Annotated in this window: 21 protein-coding genes; 10 read left to right on the plus strand and 11 right to left on the minus strand. The window is 70.2% G+C overall.

What is annotated here, in order from left to right:
* Positions 1-93: 93 nt before the first annotated feature.
* Together C2U31_RS22295 and C2U31_RS22300 are read left to right on the plus strand one after the other, a co-directional pair.
* Positions 94-1,614, plus strand: coding sequence for an MFS transporter (locus C2U31_RS22295; protein ID WP_103274780.1), 1,521 nt, complete (start codon positions 94-96; stop codon positions 1,612-1,614).
* 159 nt (positions 1,615-1,773) lie between these two features.
* Positions 1,774-2,190 (plus strand): group III truncated hemoglobin, encoded by a 417-nt coding sequence (locus tag C2U31_RS22300; RefSeq protein ID WP_103276517.1) that lies wholly within the window; start codon positions 1,774-1,776, stop codon positions 2,188-2,190.
* 43 nt (positions 2,191-2,233) lie between these two features.
* Here the strand turns inward: C2U31_RS22300 and C2U31_RS22305 are convergent, their stop codons facing one another.
* From C2U31_RS22305 to C2U31_RS22350, 10 genes are all read right to left on the minus strand, one after another.
* Entirely contained in the window at positions 2,234-4,501 is a 2,268-nt protein-coding gene (locus tag C2U31_RS22305) for an ATP-dependent DNA helicase (RefSeq protein ID WP_103274781.1), read from the minus strand.
* Positions 4,498-6,180 (minus strand): VRR-NUC domain-containing protein, encoded by a 1,683-nt coding sequence (locus C2U31_RS22310; protein ID WP_103274782.1) that lies wholly within the window; start codon positions 6,178-6,180, stop codon positions 4,498-4,500. The genes C2U31_RS22305 and C2U31_RS22310 overlap by 4 nt, the downstream gene beginning before the upstream one ends.
* Positions 6,181-6,335: 155 nt before the next feature.
* The gene (locus C2U31_RS22315) at positions 6,336-6,710 is read right to left on the minus strand and encodes a cytochrome c (RefSeq protein ID WP_103274783.1); all 375 of its coding nucleotides are present in this window, start codon (positions 6,708-6,710) and stop codon (positions 6,336-6,338) included.
* Positions 6,711-6,794: 84 nt separating this feature from the next.
* Entirely contained in the window at positions 6,795-7,205 is a 411-nt protein-coding gene (locus C2U31_RS22320) for a Zn-ribbon domain-containing OB-fold protein (RefSeq protein ID WP_103274784.1), read from the minus strand.
* Positions 7,206-7,207: 2 nt separating this feature from the next.
* Positions 7,208-8,359 carry an acetyl-CoA acetyltransferase gene (locus tag C2U31_RS22325; protein ID WP_103274785.1) on the minus strand — a complete coding sequence of 384 codons (1,152 nt, stop codon included), beginning with the start codon at positions 8,357-8,359 and terminating at the stop codon, positions 7,208-7,210.
* Between the two features lie 23 nt (positions 8,360-8,382).
* Positions 8,383-9,522, minus strand: a complete 1,140-nt coding sequence (locus C2U31_RS22330) for an acyl-CoA dehydrogenase family protein (protein WP_103274786.1) — start codon at positions 9,520-9,522, stop codon at positions 8,383-8,385.
* Positions 9,523-9,538: 16 nt separating this feature from the next.
* Positions 9,539-11,104, minus strand: coding sequence for an AMP-binding protein (locus C2U31_RS22335; RefSeq protein WP_233772465.1), 1,566 nt, complete (start codon positions 11,102-11,104; stop codon positions 9,539-9,541).
* Positions 11,101-11,958 (minus strand): MaoC/PaaZ C-terminal domain-containing protein, encoded by an 858-nt coding sequence (locus tag C2U31_RS22340; protein WP_103274787.1) that lies wholly within the window; start codon positions 11,956-11,958, stop codon positions 11,101-11,103. The genes C2U31_RS22335 and C2U31_RS22340 overlap by 4 nt, the downstream gene beginning before the upstream one ends.
* Positions 11,959-12,010: 52 nt before the next feature.
* The gene (locus C2U31_RS22345) at positions 12,011-12,994 is read right to left on the minus strand and encodes a tripartite tricarboxylate transporter substrate binding protein (protein ID WP_103274788.1); all 984 of its coding nucleotides are present in this window, start codon (positions 12,992-12,994) and stop codon (positions 12,011-12,013) included.
* Between the two features lie 41 nt (positions 12,995-13,035).
* Complete coding sequence (locus C2U31_RS22350) at positions 13,036-14,001, minus strand: tripartite tricarboxylate transporter substrate binding protein (protein ID WP_103274789.1); 966 nt, start codon at positions 13,999-14,001, stop codon at positions 13,036-13,038.
* 197 nt (positions 14,002-14,198) lie between these two features.
* Between C2U31_RS22350 and fabG the strand changes: the two genes are divergently transcribed.
* The 7 genes from fabG (at position 14,199) to C2U31_RS22385 (ending at position 21,670) form a co-directional block, all read left to right on the plus strand.
* Positions 14,199-14,951, plus strand: a complete 753-nt coding sequence (gene fabG / locus C2U31_RS22355) for a 3-oxoacyl-ACP reductase FabG (RefSeq protein ID WP_103274790.1) — start codon at positions 14,199-14,201, stop codon at positions 14,949-14,951.
* Between the two features lie 35 nt (positions 14,952-14,986).
* Positions 14,987-15,451, plus strand: coding sequence for a MaoC/PaaZ C-terminal domain-containing protein (locus tag C2U31_RS22360; RefSeq protein ID WP_103274791.1), 465 nt, complete (start codon positions 14,987-14,989; stop codon positions 15,449-15,451).
* A complete protein-coding gene (locus tag C2U31_RS22365; protein WP_103274792.1) occupies positions 15,448-17,547 on the plus strand; it encodes an acetate--CoA ligase family protein in 2,100 nt (699 codons plus the stop codon). The genes C2U31_RS22360 and C2U31_RS22365 overlap by 4 nt, the downstream gene beginning before the upstream one ends.
* Before the next feature lie 17 nt (positions 17,548-17,564).
* A complete protein-coding gene (locus C2U31_RS22370) occupies positions 17,565-18,719 on the plus strand; it encodes an acyl-CoA dehydrogenase family protein (RefSeq protein WP_103274793.1) in 1,155 nt (384 codons plus the stop codon).
* A 49-nt stretch (positions 18,720-18,768) separates the two neighbouring features.
* The gene (locus tag C2U31_RS22375) at positions 18,769-19,506 is read left to right on the plus strand and encodes an IclR family transcriptional regulator (RefSeq protein ID WP_103274794.1); all 738 of its coding nucleotides are present in this window, start codon (positions 18,769-18,771) and stop codon (positions 19,504-19,506) included.
* Between the two features lie 206 nt (positions 19,507-19,712).
* Entirely contained in the window at positions 19,713-20,843 is a 1,131-nt protein-coding gene (locus C2U31_RS22380; RefSeq protein WP_103274795.1) for a CaiB/BaiF CoA-transferase family protein, read from the plus strand.
* 23 nt (positions 20,844-20,866) lie between these two features.
* The gene (locus C2U31_RS22385) at positions 20,867-21,670 is read left to right on the plus strand and encodes an enoyl-CoA hydratase/isomerase family protein (protein WP_103274796.1); all 804 of its coding nucleotides are present in this window, start codon (positions 20,867-20,869) and stop codon (positions 21,668-21,670) included.
* A 39-nt stretch (positions 21,671-21,709) separates the two neighbouring features.
* Here C2U31_RS22385 and C2U31_RS22390 read toward each other — a convergent pair whose 3' ends face one another.
* On the minus strand, positions 21,710-22,222 hold the full coding sequence (locus C2U31_RS22390; RefSeq protein WP_103274797.1) for an ATP-binding protein: 513 nt from the start codon (positions 22,220-22,222) through the stop codon (positions 21,710-21,712).
* Between the two features lie 238 nt (positions 22,223-22,460).
* Here C2U31_RS22390 and C2U31_RS22395 point away from each other — a divergent pair, with 238 nt between their 5' ends.
* Complete coding sequence (locus C2U31_RS22395; RefSeq protein WP_103274798.1) at positions 22,461-22,973, plus strand: GNAT family N-acetyltransferase; 513 nt, start codon at positions 22,461-22,463, stop codon at positions 22,971-22,973.
* Positions 22,974-22,977: the final 4 nt, after the last annotated feature.

Genomic DNA, 22,977 nt, shown 5'->3' on the forward strand with positions numbered 1-22,977 from the left:
CGGAATACTAGCCTGTTTTTCTTTAACGGCCAGCCCCCTATTCTTGCCGGGACCGTGGCGCCAGGCGCGCCTCTCCTCTTGGCTTCCCGCAACATGACGACTGACCCGAACTCCGTTTCCACGACTTCCCGGCGCTGGCTGCAGCTGATTTCCGCCTGCCTGACCGCCCTGCTCATCCCGCTCTGCTTCACCGGCCCGGCCGTGGTGCTGCCGTCCATCAGCCAGGCCCTGGGCGGCACGCCCGTCGAGTTGAACTGGGTGCTCAACGGCTACATCCTGGCCTATGGCAGCGTGATCATGGTGGCCGGCAGCCTGGTCGACCTGATCGGCCCGCGCCGCGTCTGGCTGCTGGGCCTGGCGCTGTTCTGCGCCGCCACTTTCCTGCTGCCGCTGGCGCCGTCGGTCTTCTGGATGGACGTGCTGCGGCTGGTCCAGGGCACGGGCGGCGCGGCCGCCTTCGCCGCCGCCATGTCCTCGCTGGCGCCGCTGTTCCACGGCGCGGCGCGCGCCCGCGCCTTCAGTCTGCTGGGCACCACCTTCGGCATCGGCCTGTCCTTCGGTCCGCTGGCCTCCGGCTGGCTGGTCGAGGCGGCGGGATGGCAATGGGTGTTCCTGGCCACCGGCCTGGTCGGCCTGCTGGGCGCGGCCATGGTCGCGGCCAGCGTGCGCGCGACGCCGGCTGGCATGCGCGGCCGGCTCGACTGGCGCGGCGCGCTCTGCTTCACCGGCGCGCTGGGCCTGTTCACCTGCGGCATGCTGCTGGCGCCCGAAACCGGCTGGCGCAGTCCCGGCGTACTGGGCTCGCTGCTGGCATCTGCCGTGCTGGCCGTGGCCTTCGTGCGCGTCGAGCGCCGCATCGCCAGCCCGCTGCTGGAGCTGGGCCTGTTCCGCAACGCCCGCTTCGTCGGCGTGCAGGCGCTGGCCGCCTCGCCTGCCTTTCTTTTCATCGCGCTGATCGCCATGCTGCCGGGACGCTTCATCGGCATGGACGGCTACGGCGCGCTGGCGGCCGGCCAGCTCATGATCGGCCTGGCCGCGCCGCTGCTGGTCGTGCCCTTCCTGGCCGCGCTGCTGACGCGCTGGTTCAGCCATGGCCTGCTGTCGGCGGCGGGCCTGCTGGTCGCGGGCGGCGGCCTGCTCATGCTGGACGACGCCCTGGCGCAAGGCGGCGGCCTGCTCCTGCCCATGGGCCTGATCGGCGCCGGCATCGGCCTGCCCTGGGGCCTGATGGATGCGCTGGCGGTCAGCGTGGTGGACAAGGACAAGGTCGGCATGGCCACCGGCATCTTCAACACGGTGCGGGTGTCGGCCGACGGCGTGGCCATCGCGGTGCTGAGCGCGCTGCTGGCCTTCCTGATCCAGGCTCGGCTGGGCGCGGCGCTGCCCGCCGACCCCGCGCTGGCCCTGGCCGCGAACCGCGCCGCGCTGGGTCAGCTAGCCGAGGCGTCCGCCCTGCTGCCGGGCGCGGCCGACCTGCTGCGCCAGAGCTACGGCCAGGCCTTCGGCATCGTGCTGCGGGTGCTGGCGGCCATCGCGGCGCTGACCGCCGTGCTGATCTACGCGCTGCTCGGCAGGCGCGAAGGCGCGCTCGCCGGCGGCCGCGCCACGGCCTGAGCGTCCGCCCTGCCCCGGGAGCATGCGTGCCGCCGGGAGCGGCCCACCTCGCTCGCCGCGAGGCGCCGGCTTGCCCGCCGCCACGCTTGCGCCAGATCAAGCCGGGCCGCTGTGGCGCGCTCTAAGATCGCCTGCCTTCACTTCCGCCCGGAGACGATCCTGGACACGCCGCCCCTCTGCACTGAAGACGATATCCGGGACCTGGTCGAGACCTTCTATGGCAAGGTCCGGTCCGACGCGCTCCTGGGACCGGTGTTCAACGGCATGGTCCACGACTGGGACGAGCACCTGACGCGGCTGTCGGATTTCTGGTCGGCCGTGCTGCTGGGCACGCGGCGCTTTGCCGGCATGCCCATGCCCACGCACGTGGCCATGCCCAATCTCAGCGCCGCCTTGTTCGAACGCTGGCTGGCCCTGTTCGGCCAGACCACCGCCGCGCTGCCCAACCGCCCGATGGCCGACGCCGCGATGCAGATGGCGCAGCGCATGGCGCGCAGCCTCTGGTACGGCTACCAGCTGAGCCGCGATCCCAGCCTGCCGCTGGCCGAGTTGCGGCCGGCCACGCCGCCCCACTGACGACGGCCGGACAACACTCCGCAGCGTTCCCGGCCAACCGCGCTCAGCGCAGCGTCCACCAGGCCGGCAGCAGCGCGCGCACCTTGGCGCGGCGGTAGCGGTCGTCGATCAGGTGCACCGTGCCGCTGTCGTGTTCCGTGCGGATCACGCGGCCGGCCGCCTGCACCACCTTCTGCATGCCGGGATACAGATAGGCGTAGTCGTAGCCGTGTTCCTGGCCGTAGCGCGCGTCCAGCAGGCGCCGCATGTTCTCGTTCACCGGATTGACCTGCGGCAGCCCCAGCGTGGCGATGAAGGCGCCGATCAGCCGCTTGCCGGGCAGGTCCACGCCCTCGGCGAAAGCGCCGCCCAGCACCGCGAAGCCCACGCCGCGCCCCTCTTCCGTGAAACGCCCCAGGAAGGCATTGCGGCCCGCCTCGTCCATGCCCGGCGTCTGCTGCCAGACCGGCACCTGCGGATGGCGCGCGCGCATCAGCTCGGCCACCCGCGCCAGATAATCGAAGCTGCTCAGGAAGCCCAGGTAGTTGCCCGGCCGGCTGGCGTACTGACTGGCGATCAGGTCCACGATGGGCTCGAGCGAACGCTCGCGGTCGCGGTAGCGCGTGGACACATGGCCGGCCACGCGCACGTCCAGCTGCTCGGCCCGGAACGGCGCGGCCACGTCGATCCAGTCGGTGGCGGCGGGCAGGCCCAGCGTGTCCTGGAAAAAGCGCGGCGGACTGAGCGTGCCCGAGAACAGCACCGTGGCATGCGCGGTAGCGAAGCGCCCGGCCAGGTGCGGCGCGGGAATCACGTTGCGCACGCAGAGCGTGGACAGCGGCGTCTTGGCGCCGGCCGCGCCCGGCTGCGCCAGCGTGGCGTCGAACAGCGCGTGCGGGCCGTACAGCTCGGCCAGGCGCTGGAAGTGCAGCGCCTCGAAATGGAAGGCCAGCACCGGATCGTCCTGCGCCAGCGGCGTCTCGGCCAACGCCTCGGTGATCGCCGCCGTGGCCTTCTGCAGCGCGGCCAGCACGCCCGCCGGCGGCGCGTCATAGGCCTGGTACGGCTCGGCCTGCTTGCGGTTGAAGGCCTGCCAGGAGCGGTGCAACCCGTCCAGCGCCTTCTTCAGCGGCTTGGGCGCGGCCTGGCGCGCGCCGGCCAGCGCGGCCTGCGACAGCTCGGCGGTGTACATGCGACGCGCGCGGTCGACCAGGTTATGCGCCTCGTCCGCCAGCACCGCGACCTTCCACTGACTGGCCTGCGTCAACGCGTGCAGCATGGCCGTGGCGTCGTAGTAATAGTTGTAGTCGCCCACCACCACGTCGCTCCAGCGCGTCAATTCCTGCGCCAGGTAATAGGGGCAGACGTCGTGCGCCGCCGCGACCTGGCGCAGCGCGGCGGCGTCCATGCGGCCGTGCGCCAGCGCGCCGGCGCGGGCCTGCGGCAGGCGGTCGTAGAAGCCTCGCGCCAACGGGCAGGACTCGCCATGGCACGCCTTGTCCGGATGCTCGCAGAGCTTGTCGCGCGCCTGCAGCTCCAGCACCCGCAGGCCGGGCGCGGCCGGCTGCGCGTTCAGCGTGTCCAGCGCCTGCAGCGCCAGCGCGCGGCCCGGCCCCTTGGCGGCCAGGAAGAACAGCTTGTCCAGGCCGGCCTCGGGCGCGGCCTTGAGCAGCGGAAACAAGGTGCCCAGCGTTTTGCCGATGCCGGTCGGCGCCTGCGCCAGCAGGCAGCCGCCATCGCGCGCCTTGCGGTAGGCGGCCACCGCCAGCTCGCGCTGGCCGCTGCGGAATTCGTGCGGAAAGCGCAGTGCCGCCAGCGCCGCGTCGCGCGCGCCCCGGTGCGCCTGCTCCTGCCGCGCCCAGGCCAGGTAGCGCTCGCACTGCGCGTTGAAGAACGCCTCCAGCTCGGCCGCCGGATGCGTCTCGGCCAGCATGGTTTCCTCTTCGGTGGCGACGTTGAAATACACCAGCGCCACCGTCAGGCTGGGCAGGCCGCGCGCCTGGCACAGCAGATGGCCGTAGACCTTGGCCTGCGCCCAGTGCGCGGCGCGGTGGTTCTCGCGCACGCTGTCCAGGCGTCCACGATAGGTCTTGATCTCTTCCAGGCGCTTGGCGGCGGGGTCGTAGCCGTCGGCGCGGCCGCGCACCAGCAGTTCGCCGTATTCGCCGGACAGGGCAATCTCGGTTTCATAGCCGGGGCCGCGCCGGCCCGTCACCACGCCGTGCCCGGCCACGCCTTCCTGGCCGGTCGGCGCGGGCGTGAAGCGCAGGTCCAGGTCGCCGGCACGCGCGGTGAACTCGCACAGCGTGCGCACGGCGGCCACGCAGCTCATCGGCCTTCTCCCTGCGAGGCGGGCGCGACGTCCATGTCCTGCCAGCGCACATGGCAGACGCTGACGGGCATGCCGTGCGACAGGCAATAGTCCAGCCAGCGGATCTGGTTGTCCTGTAGCTTGTCGCCGGGACCCTTCACCTCGACCAGCTCATAGCGCTTTTCCGCCGGCCAGAAGCGGATCAGGTCAGGCAGGCCGGAACGGTTGGTCTTGACGTCGGACAGCAGGCGCTCGAACACGCGCTTCAGGTGAGCCGCCGGCACGCAATCCAGCGCCAGCGCCAGCAGCGGTTCGGACAGCGCGTCCCAGGATACGAAGGGAGACTGCAGGCCCTGCTTGTCGCGGTAGCGGCGCCCTATCTCGTCGCGATACTCCGGCGTGTCCAGCAGCGCGAGGCAGGCCTGGAACTGCGCGGCGCGGCGCGCCGGAAAATCGGGCGCGCCCAGGTCGGCGGGACCGCGCTGGAACGGATGGAAGAATGCGCCCGGCACCGGCGCGAACACCGCCGGCCAGCACAGCAGGCCGAACAGCGCGTTGAACAGCGTGTTCTCGACATAGTGCGCCGGCGCCTCGTCGCGGTGCCAGTGGTCGCGCACGGCCAGTTCCACAGGCAGGCCGTCCGCCGGCCGGGGCAGCACCAGGTCGTGACGCGGCGCGGCGCGCAACCCGGCGGCCGGCGGCCGGGGCTGGCCCAGCGCCCGCCGCAGACGCGGCAACATGCGCGCCACCCGCTGCGCTTCCTCTTCGCTTTCAGGCGCGGCCAGGGCCTGTTCCGCCAGCGCCAGCGCCTCGGGCAGCAATGTCATGCGTTCGTGCACGCGGATGCGGCGGTGGCGCGCGCCCGGATAGGCGCATTGCGCGTACACCCGTTCCGCCGCCGGCCAGTCGCCCGCCCGTTCGCAGGCCTGGCCGATGCGCAGCAGCACCTTGGCGCGGCGCTGCTCCAGCCAGCGATTGGCGCTGGCGCAGGCCTGGACCTGAGCCAGCAAGGCGTCCAGCCGCGCGCCCGTCGCCGCCAGCGGCGTCTCGTCCAGCGCCGCGCGGCAGGCATGCAAAGCCAGGTAGCGGTCCACGTCGGCGCGCGACTGGAATGCTCGCGAGGCCGCGTCGAAAGGCACGCTCTCGTACTGGAAAACGCCCAGGTCGGCCAGCACGAACTCCGACCAGTCCTGATGCAGGTTGCCGAAGAACATCAGCCGGAAGCGCTCGCAGACCTCGCCCGCCATCAGGCGCCAGACGGCTTCGCCGGCGTCCGGATGCCAGTCCCGATAGGGTTTCGCGTCGGGCTGCCGGGCGCGCAACGCGTCCAGCAGCTCGGCCTTGCGCGCCGACGCGGGAAGATGGGGAAACAGCCGCAGCAATTCGGGCTTGGTATGCAGGCCGAACAGTTCATCCGGCGTCATGGCCGCGTCCCGGTCCAGCCAGCCCAGCGCCTCCAGCGGCGCGGCGGCCGTCTCGGCCGGGCCGATTTCCTCGTAGATCAGGCCGCTGGCGCGGAACCACGGCCCGCGCCGCAGCAGCAACCGCGCCAGCAGCGCCTGCGACGGCTGCGGCAAGGCCGCGTAGTCGGCGACGAAACGGCGCTGCGGCTCGTCCAGCACATCGTCATAGCGCTCGGCCACCCAGGCCAGCGCGCGCTGGAAGTTGTGCAGGTAGTAATAACGGTGCGGAGGAAACATCGGCCGGGCCGGCGGGCTGGGAGTGACGGGATGGCCGCGAGCGCGGCCCTGTCAGTTCCAGGCCCCGGCAAAATACTGGATGGATATCCACATATTACCTTGATTGCCGGCCGGGGCGCGATCGTCTCGCGGGCGGTGAAGTCGCCCGAAGACCGCTATTTCCTGGTGATCAGGCCGCTCATGTACTGATTCAGATCACGGAAGTCCTGGACCGTCCAGGCGTGCGGCGCCAGCTTCACGCCATTCTCCCGCAGCGTCCTGGGTATCAGGTCGCCATTGGGCCGCAGGATGACCGAGGAAACAATGACGCCTGGATAGTCGGTCAGGCGTTTCCGGAACGCGGCCGTCGTCAGGTCGGGCGTCGGCGGATTGCTCTTGTTGGCCAATGGCCCTGTGCCCTTGGCATCCGCGCCGTGGCACATCGCGCATCGCGCCAGGAAGAGCTTTTTCCCATTGCCGACATCCGCGAAGGACGGCGATGCCTGGACAAGCAGGGAAACGCCCAGCGCGGCGATACAGAGTGCTTTCATTATTTTGCTGCTCGGAGGGTGCGGATTTGATCCGCCCCCGGTGAATTGGGGCGGCAATCATAGCAGCCGCGCACCCGATCCGGCTCAGCCGTCCAAGGTGAATTGCGGCAGCGCGATATCGTCCGACACCCGCTCGAAGCAGACCCGCACGCGGCTGCCGATGCGCACCGCCTCCGGCGGGCTGTCGACGATGTTGGCCATCATGCGCACGCCCTCGTCCAGGTCGATCGCCGCGACCACGTAGGGCACCCGCTCGCCGAAGGCCGCGCCGGCGCCGCGCCGGTTGATGGTGTAGGTGTACACGGCGCCCTTGCCGCTGCATTCGATCCAGTCCAGGTCTGCCGACAGGCAGGCCGTGCAGAATTCGCGCGGGAAGAACTGGCGCGCCTTGCAATGGGCGCACTGCTGGATCACCAGGCGGCCCTCCCTGGCCGCGTCCCAATACGGCTGGGTGATGCGGGTGGGTTGCGGCAGCGGACGTTGCACGGTTTCCATGGTCAGGCTCCGAGAATCAGGGTGGTATTGCAGGAAAACACCAGGCCGGGCGCGTGCACCAGCGCCAGCTCGGCCTTGGGCAGTTGCCGCTCGCCGCATTCCTTGCGCAGCTGGTGCACCGCTTCGAGCAGCAGCAGCATGCCGAACTGCCCGGGATGGTTGTAGGACAGGCCGCCGCCCGAGGTGTTGATGGGAAAGTCCCCGCCCGGCGCCAGCCGGCCGCCGGCCACGAATGCGCCGCCCTCGCCGCGCTTGCAGAAGCCCAGTTCTTCCAGCGACTGAATCACGCCGATGGTGAAGTGGTCATAGATCTGCACCACGTCGATGTCCTGGCGCGTGACGCCGGCCATCGCCAGCGCCGCGTCCGCCGTCGCCGCCACGTTGGTGTCGAGCCAGTCGGAAGTATTGAACGGCGTGTAGTGATGCGAAAAGGACTCGGCGATGCCCAGCACGTGCACCGGCGGGCGGCGCAGCGAGCGGGCGCGCTCGGCCGTGGTCAGGATGAAGGCGCCGCCGGCGTCGGTCACCAGGCAGCAGTCGCGCTGGCGCAGCGGGTCCGCGATCAGGCGCGAGGCCATCACCTCGTCGATCGACGTGTCCTCGCGCCGGTAGGCATGGGGATTGAGCTGCGCCCATCTGCGCGCCGCCACCGCCACTTCCGCCAGGTCGCGATGGGTGGTGCCGTAGCGCTGCATGTGCAGCTGCGCCACCATCGCGTAGTAGCCAATGGGACTGAGCTGGCCATAGGGGGTGATGAATTGCCCGCGCGGCATGCGCATGTCCTCGGGCGCGCCGCCGACCTTGCGCGAGCCGTCCGACAGCTGGGTGCTGCCGTAGGCCACCAACGCCACCTCGCACATGCCCGCCTGGATCGCCGCCATCGCGTGGCGCACGTGCATGACGTTGGACATGCCGCCGACGCTGGTCGAATCGACGTAGCGCGGACGGATGCCCAGGTATTCGGCCAGCTGCAGGCCGGCGAACTTGTCGTCGACATGGGCGAACACCCCGTCCACGTCCTTGAGCGCCAGGCCCGCGTCGCGCAGCGCGCGGGCCGCCGCCTGCGCCTGCAGGTCCAGCGACGTCATGCCGGGCACCTTGCCCAGGTCCGATTCGGCGGCGCCGACGATGGCGACCGGTTTGGAAGATTTCATGGATGGTCCTCAGCCTGTTGTGCTCAGAGCGTCCGGGCGATCAGCTCGCGCATGATCTCCGAGGCGCCCCCGTAGATGCGGTTCGGCCGGACGTCCGTGTACGCCCTGCCGATCGGGTATTCGCGCATGTAGCCGTAGCCGCCGTGGAACTGCAGCAGATCGTCGATGGCGCGGGTGGCCTCGGCCGCCCACAGCTTGGCCATGGCCGCGCCGGCCGCGTCCAGCTCGCCGTCCAGGTACTGGCGCACGCAGCCGTCGACGAATGCGCGGGTGGCGGCGGCCAGCGTCTTGATGTCGGCCAGCTTGAAGCGGATGTACTGGTTGTCGAGCAGCGCCTTGCCGAACGCCTGGCGCTGCCTGGCGTAGTCCACCGTCCATTGCAGCGCGCTTTCCAGCGCCATGGCGCAGCGCGCGGCGATCATCAGCCGTTCGCGCGCCAGCTCCTTCATCATGTAGCCAAAGCCCTGCCCCGGCTCGCCCAGCAGGTCCGCGTCGGGCACCAGCACGTCCTGGAAGAACAGCTCGGCGGTGTCCTGGGCGCGCTGGCCGACCTTGTCCAGCAGCCGGCCGCGCGTGAAGCCCGGCGTGGCCGCGTCCACCCAGAACAGGCTGATGCCGCGCGCGCCGGCCGCCGGATCGGTCTTGGCCGCCACCAGCACGCGGTCGGCGTGAAAGCCGTTGGTGATGAAGGTCTTCTGGCCGTTGAGCAGATAGCCGCCGTCGACGCGGGCCGCCGTGCTGCGGATGGCCTTGACGTCGCTGCCCGCGCCGGGCTCCGTGATCGCCAGCGAGGCCACCGTGTCGCCGCGCGCCATGGCCGGCAGATGCCGCAGCTTCTGGTCCTCGGTGCCGAAATTGAGCAGGTACGGCGCCACGATGTCGGAATGGGTGGTGAAGCCTGTCACGCCGGTGGCCAGCGCGCGGGCGATCTCCTCCACCACGGCCAGCGTGTGCAGGAAATCGCCCCCGCCGCCGCCATACGATTCCGGCGTGCTGGGCAGCAGCAGGCCGGCCTGGCCGGCCTGGCGCCACAGCTCGCGCGGCACCATGCCCTCATGCTCCCATCGCTCATGATGCGGCGTGATCCGCTCGGCGATGAAACGGGCGACCATGTCGCGGTACAGCTCGTGCTCGGGCGCGAACAGCGTGCGTTTCGGATTCATGCGTGTTCCTTGCTTGTCATCGGGCGATGCCCTCCCCGGCCGGCCAATAGCGCTGCTTGACCAGCCGCTTGAGCAGCTTGCCGGTCTCGGTGCGCGGCATGTCCGCGGAGAAGTCCACGCTCTTGGGGCACTTGATGGGAGACAGGCGGGCGCGGCAATAGTCGATCAGCGCCTGCGCCAGCGCCGGGCCCGCGTCCGACGGTTCGCGCAGTTGCACCACGGCCTTGACCGCCTCGCCGAACTCGGCGTCCGGCACGCCGATCACGGCCACGTCGGCCACGGCCGGATGCGTGCACAGCAGGTTCTCGGCTTCCTGCGGATAGATGTTCACGCCGCCCGACACGATCATGTTGGACAGCCGGTCCGTCAGGTACAGATAGCCGTCCGCGTCCAGGTAGCCGATGTCGCCATAGGTGGCCCAGCCGCGCGCGTTGTAGGCCTTGCGCGTCTTGGCCGGATCCTTGTGGTATTCGAAGGCGCCGCCGCCCGAGAAATAGATGACGCCCGGCTGCCCCGGCGGCAGTTCCCGCTCGCCGTCCTCGCTGACGATATGCACCCGGCCGAACTCGGGCCGGCCCACCGAGCCGGGATGCGCCAGCCATTCCTCGGAGCCCAGCGAGGTGCGCCCGACCAGCTCGGTGCCGCTGTAGTACTCGTACAGGATCGGCCCCCACCAGCGGATCATGGCCTGCTTGACCTCGGCCGGGCACGGCGCGGCCGCGTGCACCGCGTAGCGCAGCGAGGACAGGTCATGGCGCGCGCGTTCCTCGTCCGGCAGGCGCAGCAGCCGGATGAACATGGTCGGCACCCATTGCGAATGCGTGACCCGGTGCACGGCGATCGCCGCCAGCGCGGCGGCGGCGTCGAACTTCTCCAGCATCACGCAGCTGCCGCCGGCGCGCAGCACGGCCATGTTCCAGCGCACCGGCGCGGCATGGTAGAACGGCGCGGTGGACAGGTAGACCGTGTCCGGGCCGAAGGCCTTCCAGGCGCTGCTGGGCGCCTCGCCGACGCGGAAATAGCGGTTGGCCTGCGCCAATGGGCGCTTGATGCCCTTGGGCAGGCCGGTGGTGCCGGAGGAATACAGGAAATCCGTGCCCTCGGGCGTGTCCGGCAGCGACACGTCCTCGGGCTGGCGCGCCAGCCAGTCTTCGTAGTCCGCCGCGCCCGCCGCCGCGCCGTCCATCGAGATCCGGATCACGCCCGCCGCGTCCAGCCGGGCCGGATCGAGTTCGGCCTGGGTATGGCTGGAATGGAACAGCACGCGCGCATCGCAGTCCGCGATGATGTACTGCGCCTCTTCGCGCTTGAGGTGGCGGCTGATGGTCGTGTAGTACAGACCGATGCGATGCGCCGCCCACAGCAGCTCAAAGTAGCGCGGATGGTTTTCCAGGAAGACCGCGACCACGTCGCCCGTGCGCAGGCCCGCCGCCAGCAGCGCGGCCGCGCAGCGCCGGCTGCGCTGCTCCAGCTCGCGCCAGGTCACGGTCGCGCCCGAGGGCAGCATGCGGTAGGCGACGCGGTCCGGCATCTGGCGGGCGTAGGCCACGATCGGCGGGATGTTGCGGGTTTCCTCGTTCATGCCGCCAGCTCCGCCACGCCGTTGTTCAGCACCGCCACGCCGCGCTCCTGCGCCCAGGCGCGGAACTGCAGCCGCCCGCCATCGCGCCAAATGTCCACGCGCAGCGTTTCGCCGGGAAAGAACGGCGCGGAAAAGCGCGTGGCGATGCTGGCCAGGCGCTTGCCGCCCTGGCCGCAGGCCCGCGCCAGCGCGCGGCCGGCCATGCCATAGGTGCACAGCCCATGCAGGATGGGCCGGTCGAAGCCCGCCTCGCGCGCCATGCGCGGCACGGCGTGCACCGGGTTGAGGTCGCCATTCAGCCGGTACAGCAGCGCCTGCTGCGGCAGCGTGGGCAGCAGCACGGACTCGTCGGGCGCGCGCTCCGGCGGCGCCGGCAGCGCCGGCGGCGGTTCGTCGCCCGCGCCGAAGCCGCCATCGGCGCGGCAGAACGACACGTGCTCGACGGTGGCCAGCGGCTGGCCGCTGGCGGCGTCGGAAATCTCGCGCGCCGTGACCACCAGCGCGCCCTTGCCGGCGCCCTTGTCGACCACGCGCGTGACGCGGGTCCGGCTGCGCACCTCGGCCTGCGCGGGCAAGGGGGCATGGAACGCCATGCGGTGCTCGCCGTGCAGGATGCGCAGCCAGTCGATGCCGGTGGCCGGATCGGCCGCCCAGCCGTTGGGCGCGCCCACCGTGGCCAGGAAGGTGGGCGCCACCGCCGTGTCCTGTTCATGCACGTAGCGCAGCTCGGCTTCGTCCAGCGGATCGCCGCCATAACCCAGTCCCAGCGCATAGATCATGCAGTCGCGCGCGGTGTAGCGGTCGACGCGGTCGTCGAACGTCCATGCCCGCAGGCGTTGATAGTCGATAGCCATTGCCTCTCCTTGTGCGTCGCGGGCCGGCGCCGGAACGCCGCCCGCCCCGCCGTCACTCCGCCTTGATGCCGGCGGCCTTGATGATCTTTTCCCAGCGGACCTTTTCCGAGCGGATGAAGCCGTCGAACTCGGCCGGCGTGCCGCCCTGGACAATGCCGCCCTGCTGCGCCAGCTGCTGCTTCACGTCCGGGTCGGCCAGCGCGGCGTTCAGCGCTTCGTTCAGGCGGGCGACCACGGCCGGCGGGGTCTTGGCCGAGACCAGCACGCCCAGCCAGGCGCCGACGTCGATGTCCGGATAGCCCTGCTCGGCCAGTGTCGGCACGTCGGGCAGGATCTGGCTGCGCTCGCGCGTGGTCACGGCCAGCGCGCGCAACCGGCCCGCCTTGACCAGCGGCGCCACGGTGATGACGTTCTCCACCGTGAAATCGACCTGTCCGGCAAGCAGGTCGTTGGTGGCGGGCGCCGCGCCCTTGTACGGCACGGTGACGGCGGCGATGCCGAGGCGGTTCTTCAGCAGTTCGCCGCCCAGGTGGCCCGAGGTGCCGATCATGGACACCGCCATCGACAGGCCGCCGGGCTTGTCCTTGGCATGGGCGCGGAAGTCCGCCAGCGTCTTGACCGGCGAGCTGGCGTTGACCACCAGCGCGTTCGGCATGGTGATGACGCGCGCCACCGGCGCGAAATCCTCCATGCGGTAAGGCAGCTTGTCGTAGAGCGTGTAATTGACCGCGTTCGGTCCGCTGCTGCCCATGATGAGCGTGTAGCCGTCCGGCTCGGCCCGCAACATGCTCTGCATGCCCAGGATGCCGGCGGCGCCGGCCACGTTCTCGACCACGACCGGTTGCTTGAGCAGCTCGGACAGCTTCTTGCCGACCACGCGGCTGGTGATGTCGAGGATGCCGCCCGGCGAGCTGGGCGCGATCAGCCGCAGCGGCTTGTTGGGGTAGTCGCCGGCCGCCTGGGCGGATGGCGGCAGGGCAAGGCCGGCCGTCAGGCCGGCCAGCAGCGCCAGCGCGGCGCGTCTGGATACGTTCATGGTGGAGTCTCCTGTGTTTTTTTCTTGTGGTCCGGCCGCGCTCAGTTCACGGTCAGTCCGGTGGCCTGCACCACGTCCCGCCACTTGCGCTCTTCCGCCGCCAGGAAGGCCCTGGCCTCGTCCGGGCCGCCCGTCAGCGGACGCGCATAAATGCGGTCCATGAATTCGCGCACATCGGGTTCGCGGTTGATCTGCGCGACCGCCTCGGTCAGCGTCTTCAGGACCGGTTGCGGGATGCGCGCCGGCGCCGCCAGGAAATAGACGGCTTCCACGTCATAGCCCTTCAGCCCGCCCTCCTCGATGGTGGGCAGGTCCGGCATGGCCTTCATCCGTTCGCGCCCGGTCACGGCCAGCGCCTTGAGCTTGCCCGACTGCACCAGCGGAATGGCCGTGGAAACGCTGCCGAACATCATGTCGACGGTGCCCGAGACCAGATCCACCTCGGCCGGCGACACGCCCTTGTAGGGCACGTGGGTCATGTCCACGCCAGCCATCACCTTGAACAGCTCGCCCGCCAGATGGATGGAAGACCCCATGCCGGCCGAGCCGAAGGTCAGCTTGCCGGGCGACTTGCGGGCCTCGCGGACCAGATCGGCCACGCCGTTCAGCCGCGAGGCCGCCGGCACCACCAGGATGTTCGGCGTCGACGCCACCATGCCGATCGGCATCAGGTCGCGCTCCCAGTCATAGGGGTTGCGTTGCATCGCCGCGTTGGCGGCCACGTAGTTCGCCGCCATCGCGATCGTGTAGCCGTCGGCCGGCGCCTGCGCCAGGGCCTGGACGGCGATATTGCCGCCGGCGCCGGGCCGGTTCTCCACGATGAACGTCTGGTTGAACTTCTCGCCGAGCTTCTTGGCGTACAGCCGGGCCAGCAGGTCGGTGGCGCCGCCCGGCGCGAAGCCGACGTACAGGCGCACCGGCTTGTCCGGATAGGCGCCGGCGCCGCTGGCCGCGCCCGTCGCGGCCAGGCTCAGCACGGCGGCCAACAGTCCCTTCAACATTGCCATGAGTGGATCTCCTGAGAGGATGGAAGGCATGCCGGGCGCTGCTTATTTATCCGACATGCCAAACACTATACCCGCACATCGGATTTAATTGTCAATTTTTACGGTGGTGTGTATATTGATTCGGCATCTCGTATGATTAACACAGCGGACGCCGAGGCGGCCAGCCCGCCGCGCGGCCAGGAAAAGGGAACCGAAACATGGATTTGCAGCTCACCGGCAAAGTCGCCGTCATCACCGGATCCGGCCGCGGCATCGGCTACGCCTCGGCCCTGGCGCTGGCGCGCGAAGGCGCGCGCATCGTGATCACCGACATCGACCCCGACTCCGTGCGCCAGGCTGTCGCCGGCTTGAAGGAAGCCGGCTTCGAGGCCATCGGCGCCGTGCTGGACGTCTGCGACGACGGCCAAGTGCGTGCCATGGCCGACGAGGCAGCGCGCGCCTACGGCGGCATCGACATCCTGGTCAACAACGCCGGCTTCACCCGCGACAAGTATCTGCTCAAGATGCCGGAAGCGGACTGGGACGCCGTGGTCGACACCATCCTGAAAGGCGCCTACCACTGCACCCGGGCGGCCCTGCCCTCCATGATGGAAAGAAAGTGGGGCCGCGTGATCAACATCGCCTCGCGCGCGCACTGGGGCAACCCCGGCCAGACCAACTACTCCGCCGCCAAGGCCGGCCTGATCGGCTTCACCCGCGCGCTGGCGCTGGAGCAGGGCAAGTTCAACATCACCGCCAACGCCATCGCCCCGGGCCTGATCGAAACGCCGCTGGTGCGCGGCCTGTCCACCTACGACATGCTGCGCGCCAACGCGCTGGCGCGCCAGCCGGTCCAGCGCCTGGGCGCGGTCGAGGACATCGCCGACGCGGTCGCCTTTCTGGCCTCGGAGCGCGCCTCGTTCATCACCGGCGAACTGCTGCACGTGACCGGCGGCCGCTATGCCTCGTGACGCCCTCGTTCCCGCCATCGCCCCCGGAGCCGCCCATGCCTGAAGCCCCTGCCTGCGGCCCGCTGGACGTCGGCCATGTGTTCGAGTCCGCCGGCCGCACCATCACCGAAAGCGACATCGTCGGCTTCGCCTGCCTGTCGGGCGATTTCAACCGGCTGCACGTCGACCACGAATACGCCAAGGGCACGCCCTTCGGGCAGCGCATCGCCCACGGTCTGCTGGTGCTGTCGGTGCTGTCCGGCCTGACTACCCAGTCCAGCGGCTACCGCCGCCTGGAGCCCCATGTGCTGGCGCTGATCGATCTGCATTGCCGCTTTCCGAAGCCGACCTTCATCGGCGATACGATTTTCGTGCGCGTAACGGTGGCCGAAAGGACCGCCAACCACCGCCCCGGCAAGGACAAGGTGGTGTTCCGGCGCGAAGCCATCAACCAACGCGGCGAAGTCGTGGCGCAAGCCGATTTCGCCATGCTGATGCGGCCCATGGAGAGCCAGGCATGAAACCCTTCGCGGACCTGACCCGCTTCATCAACCCGCGCGGCATCGCCGTGGTCGGCGCGTCGCCGCGCGAATCCAGCCAGGGACGCCGGCTGTACGAGAACCTGGCGCTGCATTCCGCGGCGCCGGGCGAGGTCTATCCGGTCAACCCGGCCTACGAGGAAATCGGCGGACGCCGCTGCTGGCCCTCGATCAGCAACCTGCCGGCAGGCGACATCGACGTCGCGCTGGTGATGGTCAACGCCGCGCGCGTGCTGGACACGCTCAAGCAGTGCGTGCGGCGCGGCATTCCCTATGCCGTCGTCATGACCTCCGGCTTCTCCGAGGCCGGCGAAGAAGGCCGGCGCCTGGAACGCGAGATCGCAGAGCTGTGCCGCGACACCGGCCTGCACGTCTACGGACCGAACTGCCCCGGCTTCGTGAACGTGCGCGACCGCATCGGCATGACCTTCTCGCCCGCCTTCAAGGACGACCTGAACAGCGGCGGCATCGGCCTGGCCACGCAGGGCGGAGGGCTGGGCCGCAACCTGCTGCAAGGCCTGTCCCATGGCGAAGGCGTGGGGCTGTGGTTCTCCGCCGGCAACGAGGTCGACCTGGAGATTCCCGATTTCGTCGCCCACATGGCGGCCGACCCCCGGATCCGCGTGATCGCGCTGCTGATGGAAGGCGTGAAGGACGGCCGCCGCCTGACCGCCGCCCTGCAGCTGGCGCGCGAGCGCGGCAAGCCCGTGGTTGTGCTGAAGGTCGGCCGCTCCGAGGCCGGCGTGCGCGCGGCCCAGTCGCATACCGCCTCGGTGGCGGGCACGGCCGCCGTCAATAGCGCGGTGTTCCGGCAGTTCGGCGCCATCGAGGTCGACGACCTGGACCAGCTCCTGGCCGTATCGCAACTGCTGACGCGCGCCTCGGCCAAGAGCGGCAACGGGCTGTGCATCTACACGTTTTCAGGCGGCACCGCCGCGCTGGCCGCCGACCTGGCCGGCGCGGCGCGCCTGCCGATGGCCGGACTGGCGCCCGCCACGCAAGCCGCCCTGGCCGCGCTGCTGCCGGATTTCGCCAGCATCGGCAATCCGGTGGACACCACCGCCGACATCCTGCGCAATCCGGAAGCCTCGGCCGAATGCCTGCGCATCCTATGCGCCGATCCCTCGGTCGGCACGGTGCTGTATCCCATTCCGATGGACTATGGCGCCATCACGGACGCGATGGCCGAATCCATCGTCTCGGTGGCCTCGCGGACGGACACCCTGATCGTGCCGGTCTGGATGAGCCGCCGACTGAGCGCGGGCTACTCCGTGATGGAACGGGCGGGCCTGCTGCCCTTCCTGTCGCTGTCGGACGCCATCGCCGCCCTGTCCCGCGCCATCGCCTGGAAAGCCGAGCCGGCGCCCCCCGCCGCCCTGCCCCCGGCGGCCAGCGACGCGCGCGCGCTCAGCGAAGCCGACGCCAAGGCGATGCTGCGCGACGCCGGCCTGCCCATGCCCGCCGGACGAATCGCGCGCAGCGCCGACGAGGCCGCCGCCCATGCCGCCGCGCTGGGCTTTCCCGTGGTCATGAAAGTGGTCAGCGCGCAGATCCTGCACAAGACCGAGGCCGGCGGCGTCAGGCTGGGCATCGCCTCGGAAGACGCGGCGCGCCAGGCCCATGCCGCCATCCACGAGGCCGTGGCGCGCCACCGTCCCGACACCCGCATCGACGGCGTGCTGGTCGAGCGCATGCTGCCGCCGGGCGGGCGCGAGGTGCTGATCGGCGTGCACCGCGACGCGGCCTTCGGCCTGGTGATGACTTTCGGCCTGGGCGGCATCTACGTCGAGACCCTGCGCGACGTGGCGCACCGCATGATCCCGCTCTCGCCCGAGGATGCGCGCGCGCTGACGCGCGAGATCCGCCATGTCGAGATCCTGGACGGCGTGCGCGGCCAGGCGCCCGCCGATTTCGCCGCGCTGGAGGCGCTGATCCTGCGGGTGTCCGACTTCGCCTGGCAACATCGCGACACGCTGCACGAACTGGAACTCAACCCCGTCTGGGTCGGCGCCGCCGGACAGGGCGCGGTGCCGCTGGACGCGCTGCTCGCCTTCCAGGGCGAGGCGCGGGCCGACTGACCACTACCGGGAACATCATGGACTTCTCGCTGGATTCCACCCAGACCGAATTGCTGGATTCGCTGCGCCGCTACCTGAACGCGGAAGTCGCGCCCATCGTCGACCGCTACGAGGCCGAGGGCCGCATGGTGCCGCAGGAAATGCTGCGCGCCATGCGCGACTTCGGCCTGCTGGGCGGCATGCTGCCGGAACGGGACGGCGGCTACGGCCTGCCGGCCACGACCTACGGCATGCTGATCGCCGAGGTGGCGCGCGTCTGGCCCGCCCTGCGCAGCATCGTCAGCACCAGCAACCTGGCCGCTTCGGTGCTGACCGATGGCGGCTCGCCCGAACTCAAGGAAAAGTACCTGCCGCGCATCCTGTCCGGCGAAGCCATCGCCAGCTTCGCGCTGAGCGAGCCCAACATCGGCTCGGACGCGGCCAATATCGAAACCCGCGCCGACGAGACCGCCACCGGCTGGCGCGTCAACGGCCGCAAGCTCTATATCAGCCTGGGGCCGGTCTGCGAGCTGGGCGTGGTGTTCGTACGGACGCGGCGCCGTGACGGCGCGCAAGGCGTGTCCTGCCTGCTGTTCGAGCGCGGCATGGCCGGCTTTTCGTCCAGCCCGATCCCCAAGATGGGCATGCTGAGCTGTCCATTGGGCGAACTGCTGTTCGAGGACGTGGACATCCCCGCCTCGCACCTGGTCGGCACCGAAGGCAAGGGCTTCGCCCTGGCCAAGAAATACCTCAATATCGGCCGCTGCGTGGTGGCCTTCTCTGCCCTGGGCATCGCCCAGGCCGCCTATGACGCGGCGGTAAAATACGCCGGCGAACGGGTCCAGTTCGGACGGCCCATCGGCGGCTTCCAGCTGGTGCAGCAGATGATCGCCGACATGATGACGCTGGTCGAGACCTCGCGCCTGCTGTGCTATCGCGCCGCCGACGCGCTGGACCGCGACGCGGCGGACAGCCAGCTGCTGTGCTCCATGGCCAAGCGCCACGCCACCGACGCCGTGCTGCGCGTGGCCGAGACCGCCATGCAGGTGCATGGCGGCGCCGGCTACACCACGCTGTTCCCGGTCGAGCGCCATTACCGCGACGCCCGCCACCTGAGCATCGCCGAAGGCACCAACCAGATCCAGTCCCTGTTGATGGCGCAAGGCGTCCTGGGCCTGTCCGCGCTGAAATGATCGCTAGCGCCGGCCTCGCGGCCGGTTCCAACACCCACCGTCCCGCCCCATGCCTCAAATCATTCCGACCGCCCAACGCGTCCTGCAAGTCTTCGAAGTCTATGCCCGCGAACGCCGCCCGCTGACGAATTCCGAAATGGCTCGCATGCTGGACCTGGCCGACAGCAGTTGCTCCGACCTGCTGTACACGCTGCGCCAGGCCGGCTATCTGCTGCGCACGCCCAAGTCGCGCTATTTCCATCCCACCGGACGGCTGCTCGACGTGGCCCAGGGCATCGCGGCGGCCGATCCGCTGCAGGCCTTCGCCGGCGAGGCGCTGGAGATCCTGACGCGCCAGTCGGGAGAATCATCGATGTGCGGCCTGCTCGACGGCAACAAGGTGAAGATCTACGCCAGCCAGGAAAGCCCGCGCGCGCTGCGCTACGTGGTGCAACCCGGCACCACCTTCGCGCTGCACGTGGCCGCGCTGGGCAAGGCGCTGCTGGGCGAGATGGGCGAGGCCGAACGCAACGCCCTCATCGACACCATGCAGTTCGAGCACGTGACCGCCAGCAGCATCGCCGACGCCGCCACGCTGCGCGCGCAGATCGAGGCGCAGCGCGAGAAGCAGTACTTCACCAGCCGCGACGAGGGCAACGAGGGCGTCTCGGCCATCGGCATCGCCGGCCGCGTGGGCGGCCAGCTGACGGCCCTGTCCATCGTCGGCCCGACGCATCGGATGGACGCCAATATGGAGCAGTACGTCAAGGTCGCGCTGGAGGCTCGGGCGGAATTCTTCGAAAGGTAGGGGGCCCCCCCGAGGCGCTGCGCGCCTTCCCCCAGGGGCATGCCTGCGGACCGGCTGAGCCGGATCCGCGGCATCCCGATTGGGGGGCGGCGGCTTGGTGGGTGGCTGTGGTGCTGTGGCGCTTTGGTTTGGCGCTGTGGTTTGGTGCTGTGGTTTGGTGCTGTGGCTTGGCGGCGGTTGGACTGGCAGTCTTTGGGAGAGGGTGGATGGCGGGTCCTTTGAGTGGTTTCACTATCGTGGAGATGGCGGGGATCGGCCCGGGGCCGTTCTGCGCGATGATGCTGGCGGACATGGGCGCGGATGTGATCCGGGTCGATCGGCTGACGCCGGGGTTCCTGGGCGGCGGTGGCACCGTGGTGGATCGGGGTCGGCGCAGCATCGCGCTGGATCTCAAGCAGCCCGGCGCCGTCGACGTGGTGCTGCGGCTGCTGGACGGCGCCGACGCGCTGATCGAGGGATTCCGGCCGGGCGTGATGGAACGGCTGGGCCTGGGGCCGGACGTCTGCCTGGCGCGCAATCGCCGGCTGGTCTATGGCCGCATGACGGGCTGGGGCCAGGACGGGCCGCTGGCCCAGGCCGCCGGCCATGACCTGAACTACATCGCCCTCACCGGCGCGCTGCACGCCATGGGCGAGGCCGACCGGCCGCCCGCCCCGCCGCTGCACCTGGTCGGCGACATGGGCGGCGGCGCGATGATGCTGGCCTTCGGCCTGTTGTGCGCCCTGCTGGAGGCCGGCCGCAGCGGCCAGGGCCAGGTGGTGGACGCGGCGATCTGCGACGGCGCCTCGCTGCTGGCCACCACCTATCACGGCAAGCTGCGCGACGGCGACTGGGTCAACCGCCGGCAAGCCAACATGCTGGACGGCGGCGCGCACTTCTACGGCTGCTATGCCTGCGCCGACGGCAAATATGTGTCGATCGGCGCGATCGAGCCGCAGTTCTACCGCCTGCTGCTGGAACGCTGCGGCATCGACGACCCGGAATTCCAGCGGCAGTGGGACCGCGCCCAGTGGCCCGCGCTGCGGGCCAGGCTGGCGACGCTCATCGCCGGCAAGACCCGCGACGAATGGTGCGCGCTGCTCGAAGGCAGCGACGCCTGCTTCGCCCCGGTGCTCGATTTCGAGGAAGCCCCGGACCATCCGCAACACCGCGCGCGCGCCAGCTTCGTCGAGACCGACGGCATCCGCCACCCGGCGCCTGCGCCCCGGCTGTCGCGCACGCCTGGGCAGGCGCGGCCGATTCCGCAGCCCGGCCAGCACACCGAGGAACTGCTGTCCGGCCTGGGCTGGTCGCCGTCCGACATCCAGGCCCTGCGCGAACGCGGCGCCATCGCCTGAACCCGCCACCCGGAGACGCAGCCATGCCCACCATCACCCAGCCCTATCAAACCCTGCTGCATACGTGCGAGGACGGAGTCGCCACGATCACGCTCAACCGACCCGCGCAACGCAACGCGCTGGACATGGTGATGCGCGAAGAACTGGCCCATGCCGTGGACGCGATCCGGCGCGACCGCGAGGTGCGGGTCGTGATCCTGGGCGGTGCGGGCGGCGCGTTCTGCGCCGGCGGCGACATCGGCACCATGGACGCCGATCCGTCCGCCGAGCATGCGCGCGAACGCATGGTCCGGCTGCTGTTCACCGTCGAGGCCCTGATCACGCTGGACCGGCCGGTCATCGCCAAGGTCGACGGCGCCGCCTACGGCGCCGGCCTGGGCCTGGCGCTGACCGCCGACCTGGTGCTGGCCACGCCGCGCGCGCGCTTCTGCCTGTCCTTCCTGCGCCTGGGCGCGATCCCGGACTGCGGCACGCTCTACACCCTGCCCCGCATCGTCGGCTTGCAGCGCGCCAAGGAACTGGCGTACTCGGCCCGGGAATTCAATGCCGAAGAAGCGCGCGACATGGGCATCGTGCTCGACATCCTGCCGCCGGAACGCATCGACGCGCATGCGCGCCAGATCGCGCTCGCCATGGCCGGGCTGCCGGCCGGCGCGCTGTCCACCACCAAGCGCGGCCTGAACGCCTCGCTGAACAGCGACCTGCACACCATGATGGAGCTGGAAGCCTCGGGACAGGGCGTGGCGCGCTCGTCGCCCTACCACCGCGAGGCCGTCGGACGCTTCCTGGCCAAACAGGCGACGCGCTATCAGTGGCCAAGGTCCTGAAAATGGCCGCTGTCCTGAACGCCGGCGGCGCGCCCCGCGCTACGCCGTCCAGCCGTGTCGCTGCACCACGAAGCCTTCATCGTCCTCGGGCGCCGCGAAGTATGACGTGATGGCGTCGTACTGTTCCTCGCTGGTCGTGTACGGATGCAGGCCGGATTCGTTGCGCGCGCGCAGGCGCGCCTTGCAGACCTCGTCCGGCACATCCAGGAAATGCAGCCGGTGCGCGCGCCCCGACGCCGCCGCCAGCTCGCGCAGCCATGCACGGCTGCGCCGCGTGTTGGCGGGAAAGTCCAGCACCACGGTCAGACCCGCGTCCAGCAGCGCCCGCACATGCGGCGCGACGACCGCGCGCAGCCGGCCGGCGCAGCGCACGTAGTCATCCAGGCCGTGGATCTCGCCGGGGTACAGCGCCGCCAGCCAGTCGTCCTCGCTGATCCGCAGCGCGCCGGGCTGGCTGGCGAGCGCGGCGGCCAGCGTGGATTTGCCGGCGCCGATCTTGCCGCACAGGAAATGCAGCATGGGCGCGGACGGTTGCGATTGCGGGTCTGTCATGGACACTCCTTGAGTGGAATAAACCGGAAGACGGGCCCATGAAACGCGAAACCCGCCTTGCGGCGGGTTGCTTGCACGAGGGATGGATGCGCGCTAGCCCGCCAAGGTCGCAATGGCGGGAATAATCGAAGCGGGAACGAACCGGCGCGGCATCATGGGTGTAAGCTTGCCCGCTGCGCCGCCCCCTTGTCAAACGCGCGCCGCCTCTCCCGCCGGCGCGCCCCACGCCAGGAATTCCATGTCCGACTCGCCGATCTTGCGCCAGGCCGATGCGCGCGACGCCGACCTGATCGCCGCCATGCACGCCGACAGCTGGGCCAGGACCTATCGCGGACTGCTGCCCGACGGCTTCCTGGACCAGGAGGTCGTGCAGGACCGCCTGGTCCACTGGCAGCACAAGATCGCCGGCCCCGAACAAGGCGCGCAGGCGATCTTCATCGCCGAACTGGATGGCCGGCCCATCGGCTTCGTCTGCGTCAAGGATGATCCGGATTCACCCTGGGGCGTGCTGCTGGACAACCTGCACGTGCTGGCGCCCTGGCAGGGAACCGGCGCCGGCAAGCTGCTGATGCGGCGCGCGCTGGACTGGGCGCGTGCGCGCGGCGCCCGCCAGATCCACCTGTACGCGCTGGAGGGCAACACGCGCGCCATCGCGTTCTACGAACGCCAGGGCTGGACGCTTTCCGGCGTGGAAGACGACGAGATCGCCGGCATTCGCGCCCGGGCGCGGCGCTACGTCCATCCGCTGTAACGCG

It is taken from the genome of Achromobacter sp. AONIH1 (assembly GCF_002902905.1).
Taxonomy (GTDB): domain Bacteria; phylum Pseudomonadota; class Gammaproteobacteria; order Burkholderiales; family Burkholderiaceae_B; genus Achromobacter.

Bases quoted from the DNA above. Each gene is read 5' to 3' on its own strand.
- fabG (WP_103274790.1), top strand. From the start codon at position 14,199: ATGGATTTGCAGCTCACCGGCAAAGTCGCCGTCATCACCGGATCCGGC.
- C2U31_RS22325 (WP_103274785.1), bottom strand. From the start codon at position 8,359: ATGAAATCTTCCAAACCGGTCGCCATCGTCGGCGCCGCCGAATCGGAC.
- C2U31_RS22305 (WP_103274781.1), bottom strand. From the start codon at position 4,501: ATGAGCTGCGTGGCCGCCGTGCGCACGCTGTGCGAGTTCACCGCGCGT.
- C2U31_RS22320 (WP_103274784.1), bottom strand. From the start codon at position 7,205: ATGGAAACCGTGCAACGTCCGCTGCCGCAACCCACCCGCATCACCCAG.
- C2U31_RS22380 (WP_103274795.1), top strand. From the start codon at position 19,713: ATGGCGGGTCCTTTGAGTGGTTTCACTATCGTGGAGATGGCGGGGATC.
- C2U31_RS22335 (WP_233772465.1), bottom strand. From the start codon at position 11,104: ATGAACGAGGAAACCCGCAACATCCCGCCGATCGTGGCCTACGCCCGC.
- C2U31_RS22395 (WP_103274798.1), top strand. From the start codon at position 22,461: ATGTCCGACTCGCCGATCTTGCGCCAGGCCGATGCGCGCGACGCCGAC.
- C2U31_RS22390 (WP_103274797.1), bottom strand. From the start codon at position 22,222: ATGACAGACCCGCAATCGCAACCGTCCGCGCCCATGCTGCATTTCCTG.
- C2U31_RS22365 (WP_103274792.1), top strand. From the start codon at position 15,448: ATGAAACCCTTCGCGGACCTGACCCGCTTCATCAACCCGCGCGGCATC.
- C2U31_RS22315 (WP_103274783.1), bottom strand. From the start codon at position 6,710: ATGAAAGCACTCTGTATCGCCGCGCTGGGCGTTTCCCTGCTTGTCCAG.
- C2U31_RS22370 (WP_103274793.1), top strand. From the start codon at position 17,565: ATGGACTTCTCGCTGGATTCCACCCAGACCGAATTGCTGGATTCGCTG.
- C2U31_RS22295 (WP_103274780.1), top strand. From the start codon at position 94: ATGACGACTGACCCGAACTCCGTTTCCACGACTTCCCGGCGCTGGCTG.
- C2U31_RS22330 (WP_103274786.1), bottom strand. From the start codon at position 9,522: ATGAATCCGAAACGCACGCTGTTCGCGCCCGAGCACGAGCTGTACCGC.
- C2U31_RS22350 (WP_103274789.1), bottom strand. From the start codon at position 14,001: ATGGCAATGTTGAAGGGACTGTTGGCCGCCGTGCTGAGCCTGGCCGCG.
- C2U31_RS22385 (WP_103274796.1), top strand. From the start codon at position 20,867: ATGCCCACCATCACCCAGCCCTATCAAACCCTGCTGCATACGTGCGAG.
- C2U31_RS22310 (WP_103274782.1), bottom strand. From the start codon at position 6,180: ATGTTTCCTCCGCACCGTTATTACTACCTGCACAACTTCCAGCGCGCG.
- C2U31_RS22360 (WP_103274791.1), top strand. From the start codon at position 14,987: ATGCCTGAAGCCCCTGCCTGCGGCCCGCTGGACGTCGGCCATGTGTTC.
- C2U31_RS22345 (WP_103274788.1), bottom strand. From the start codon at position 12,994: ATGAACGTATCCAGACGCGCCGCGCTGGCGCTGCTGGCCGGCCTGACG.
- C2U31_RS22375 (WP_103274794.1), top strand. From the start codon at position 18,769: ATGCCTCAAATCATTCCGACCGCCCAACGCGTCCTGCAAGTCTTCGAA.
- C2U31_RS22340 (WP_103274787.1), bottom strand. From the start codon at position 11,958: ATGGCTATCGACTATCAACGCCTGCGGGCATGGACGTTCGACGACCGC.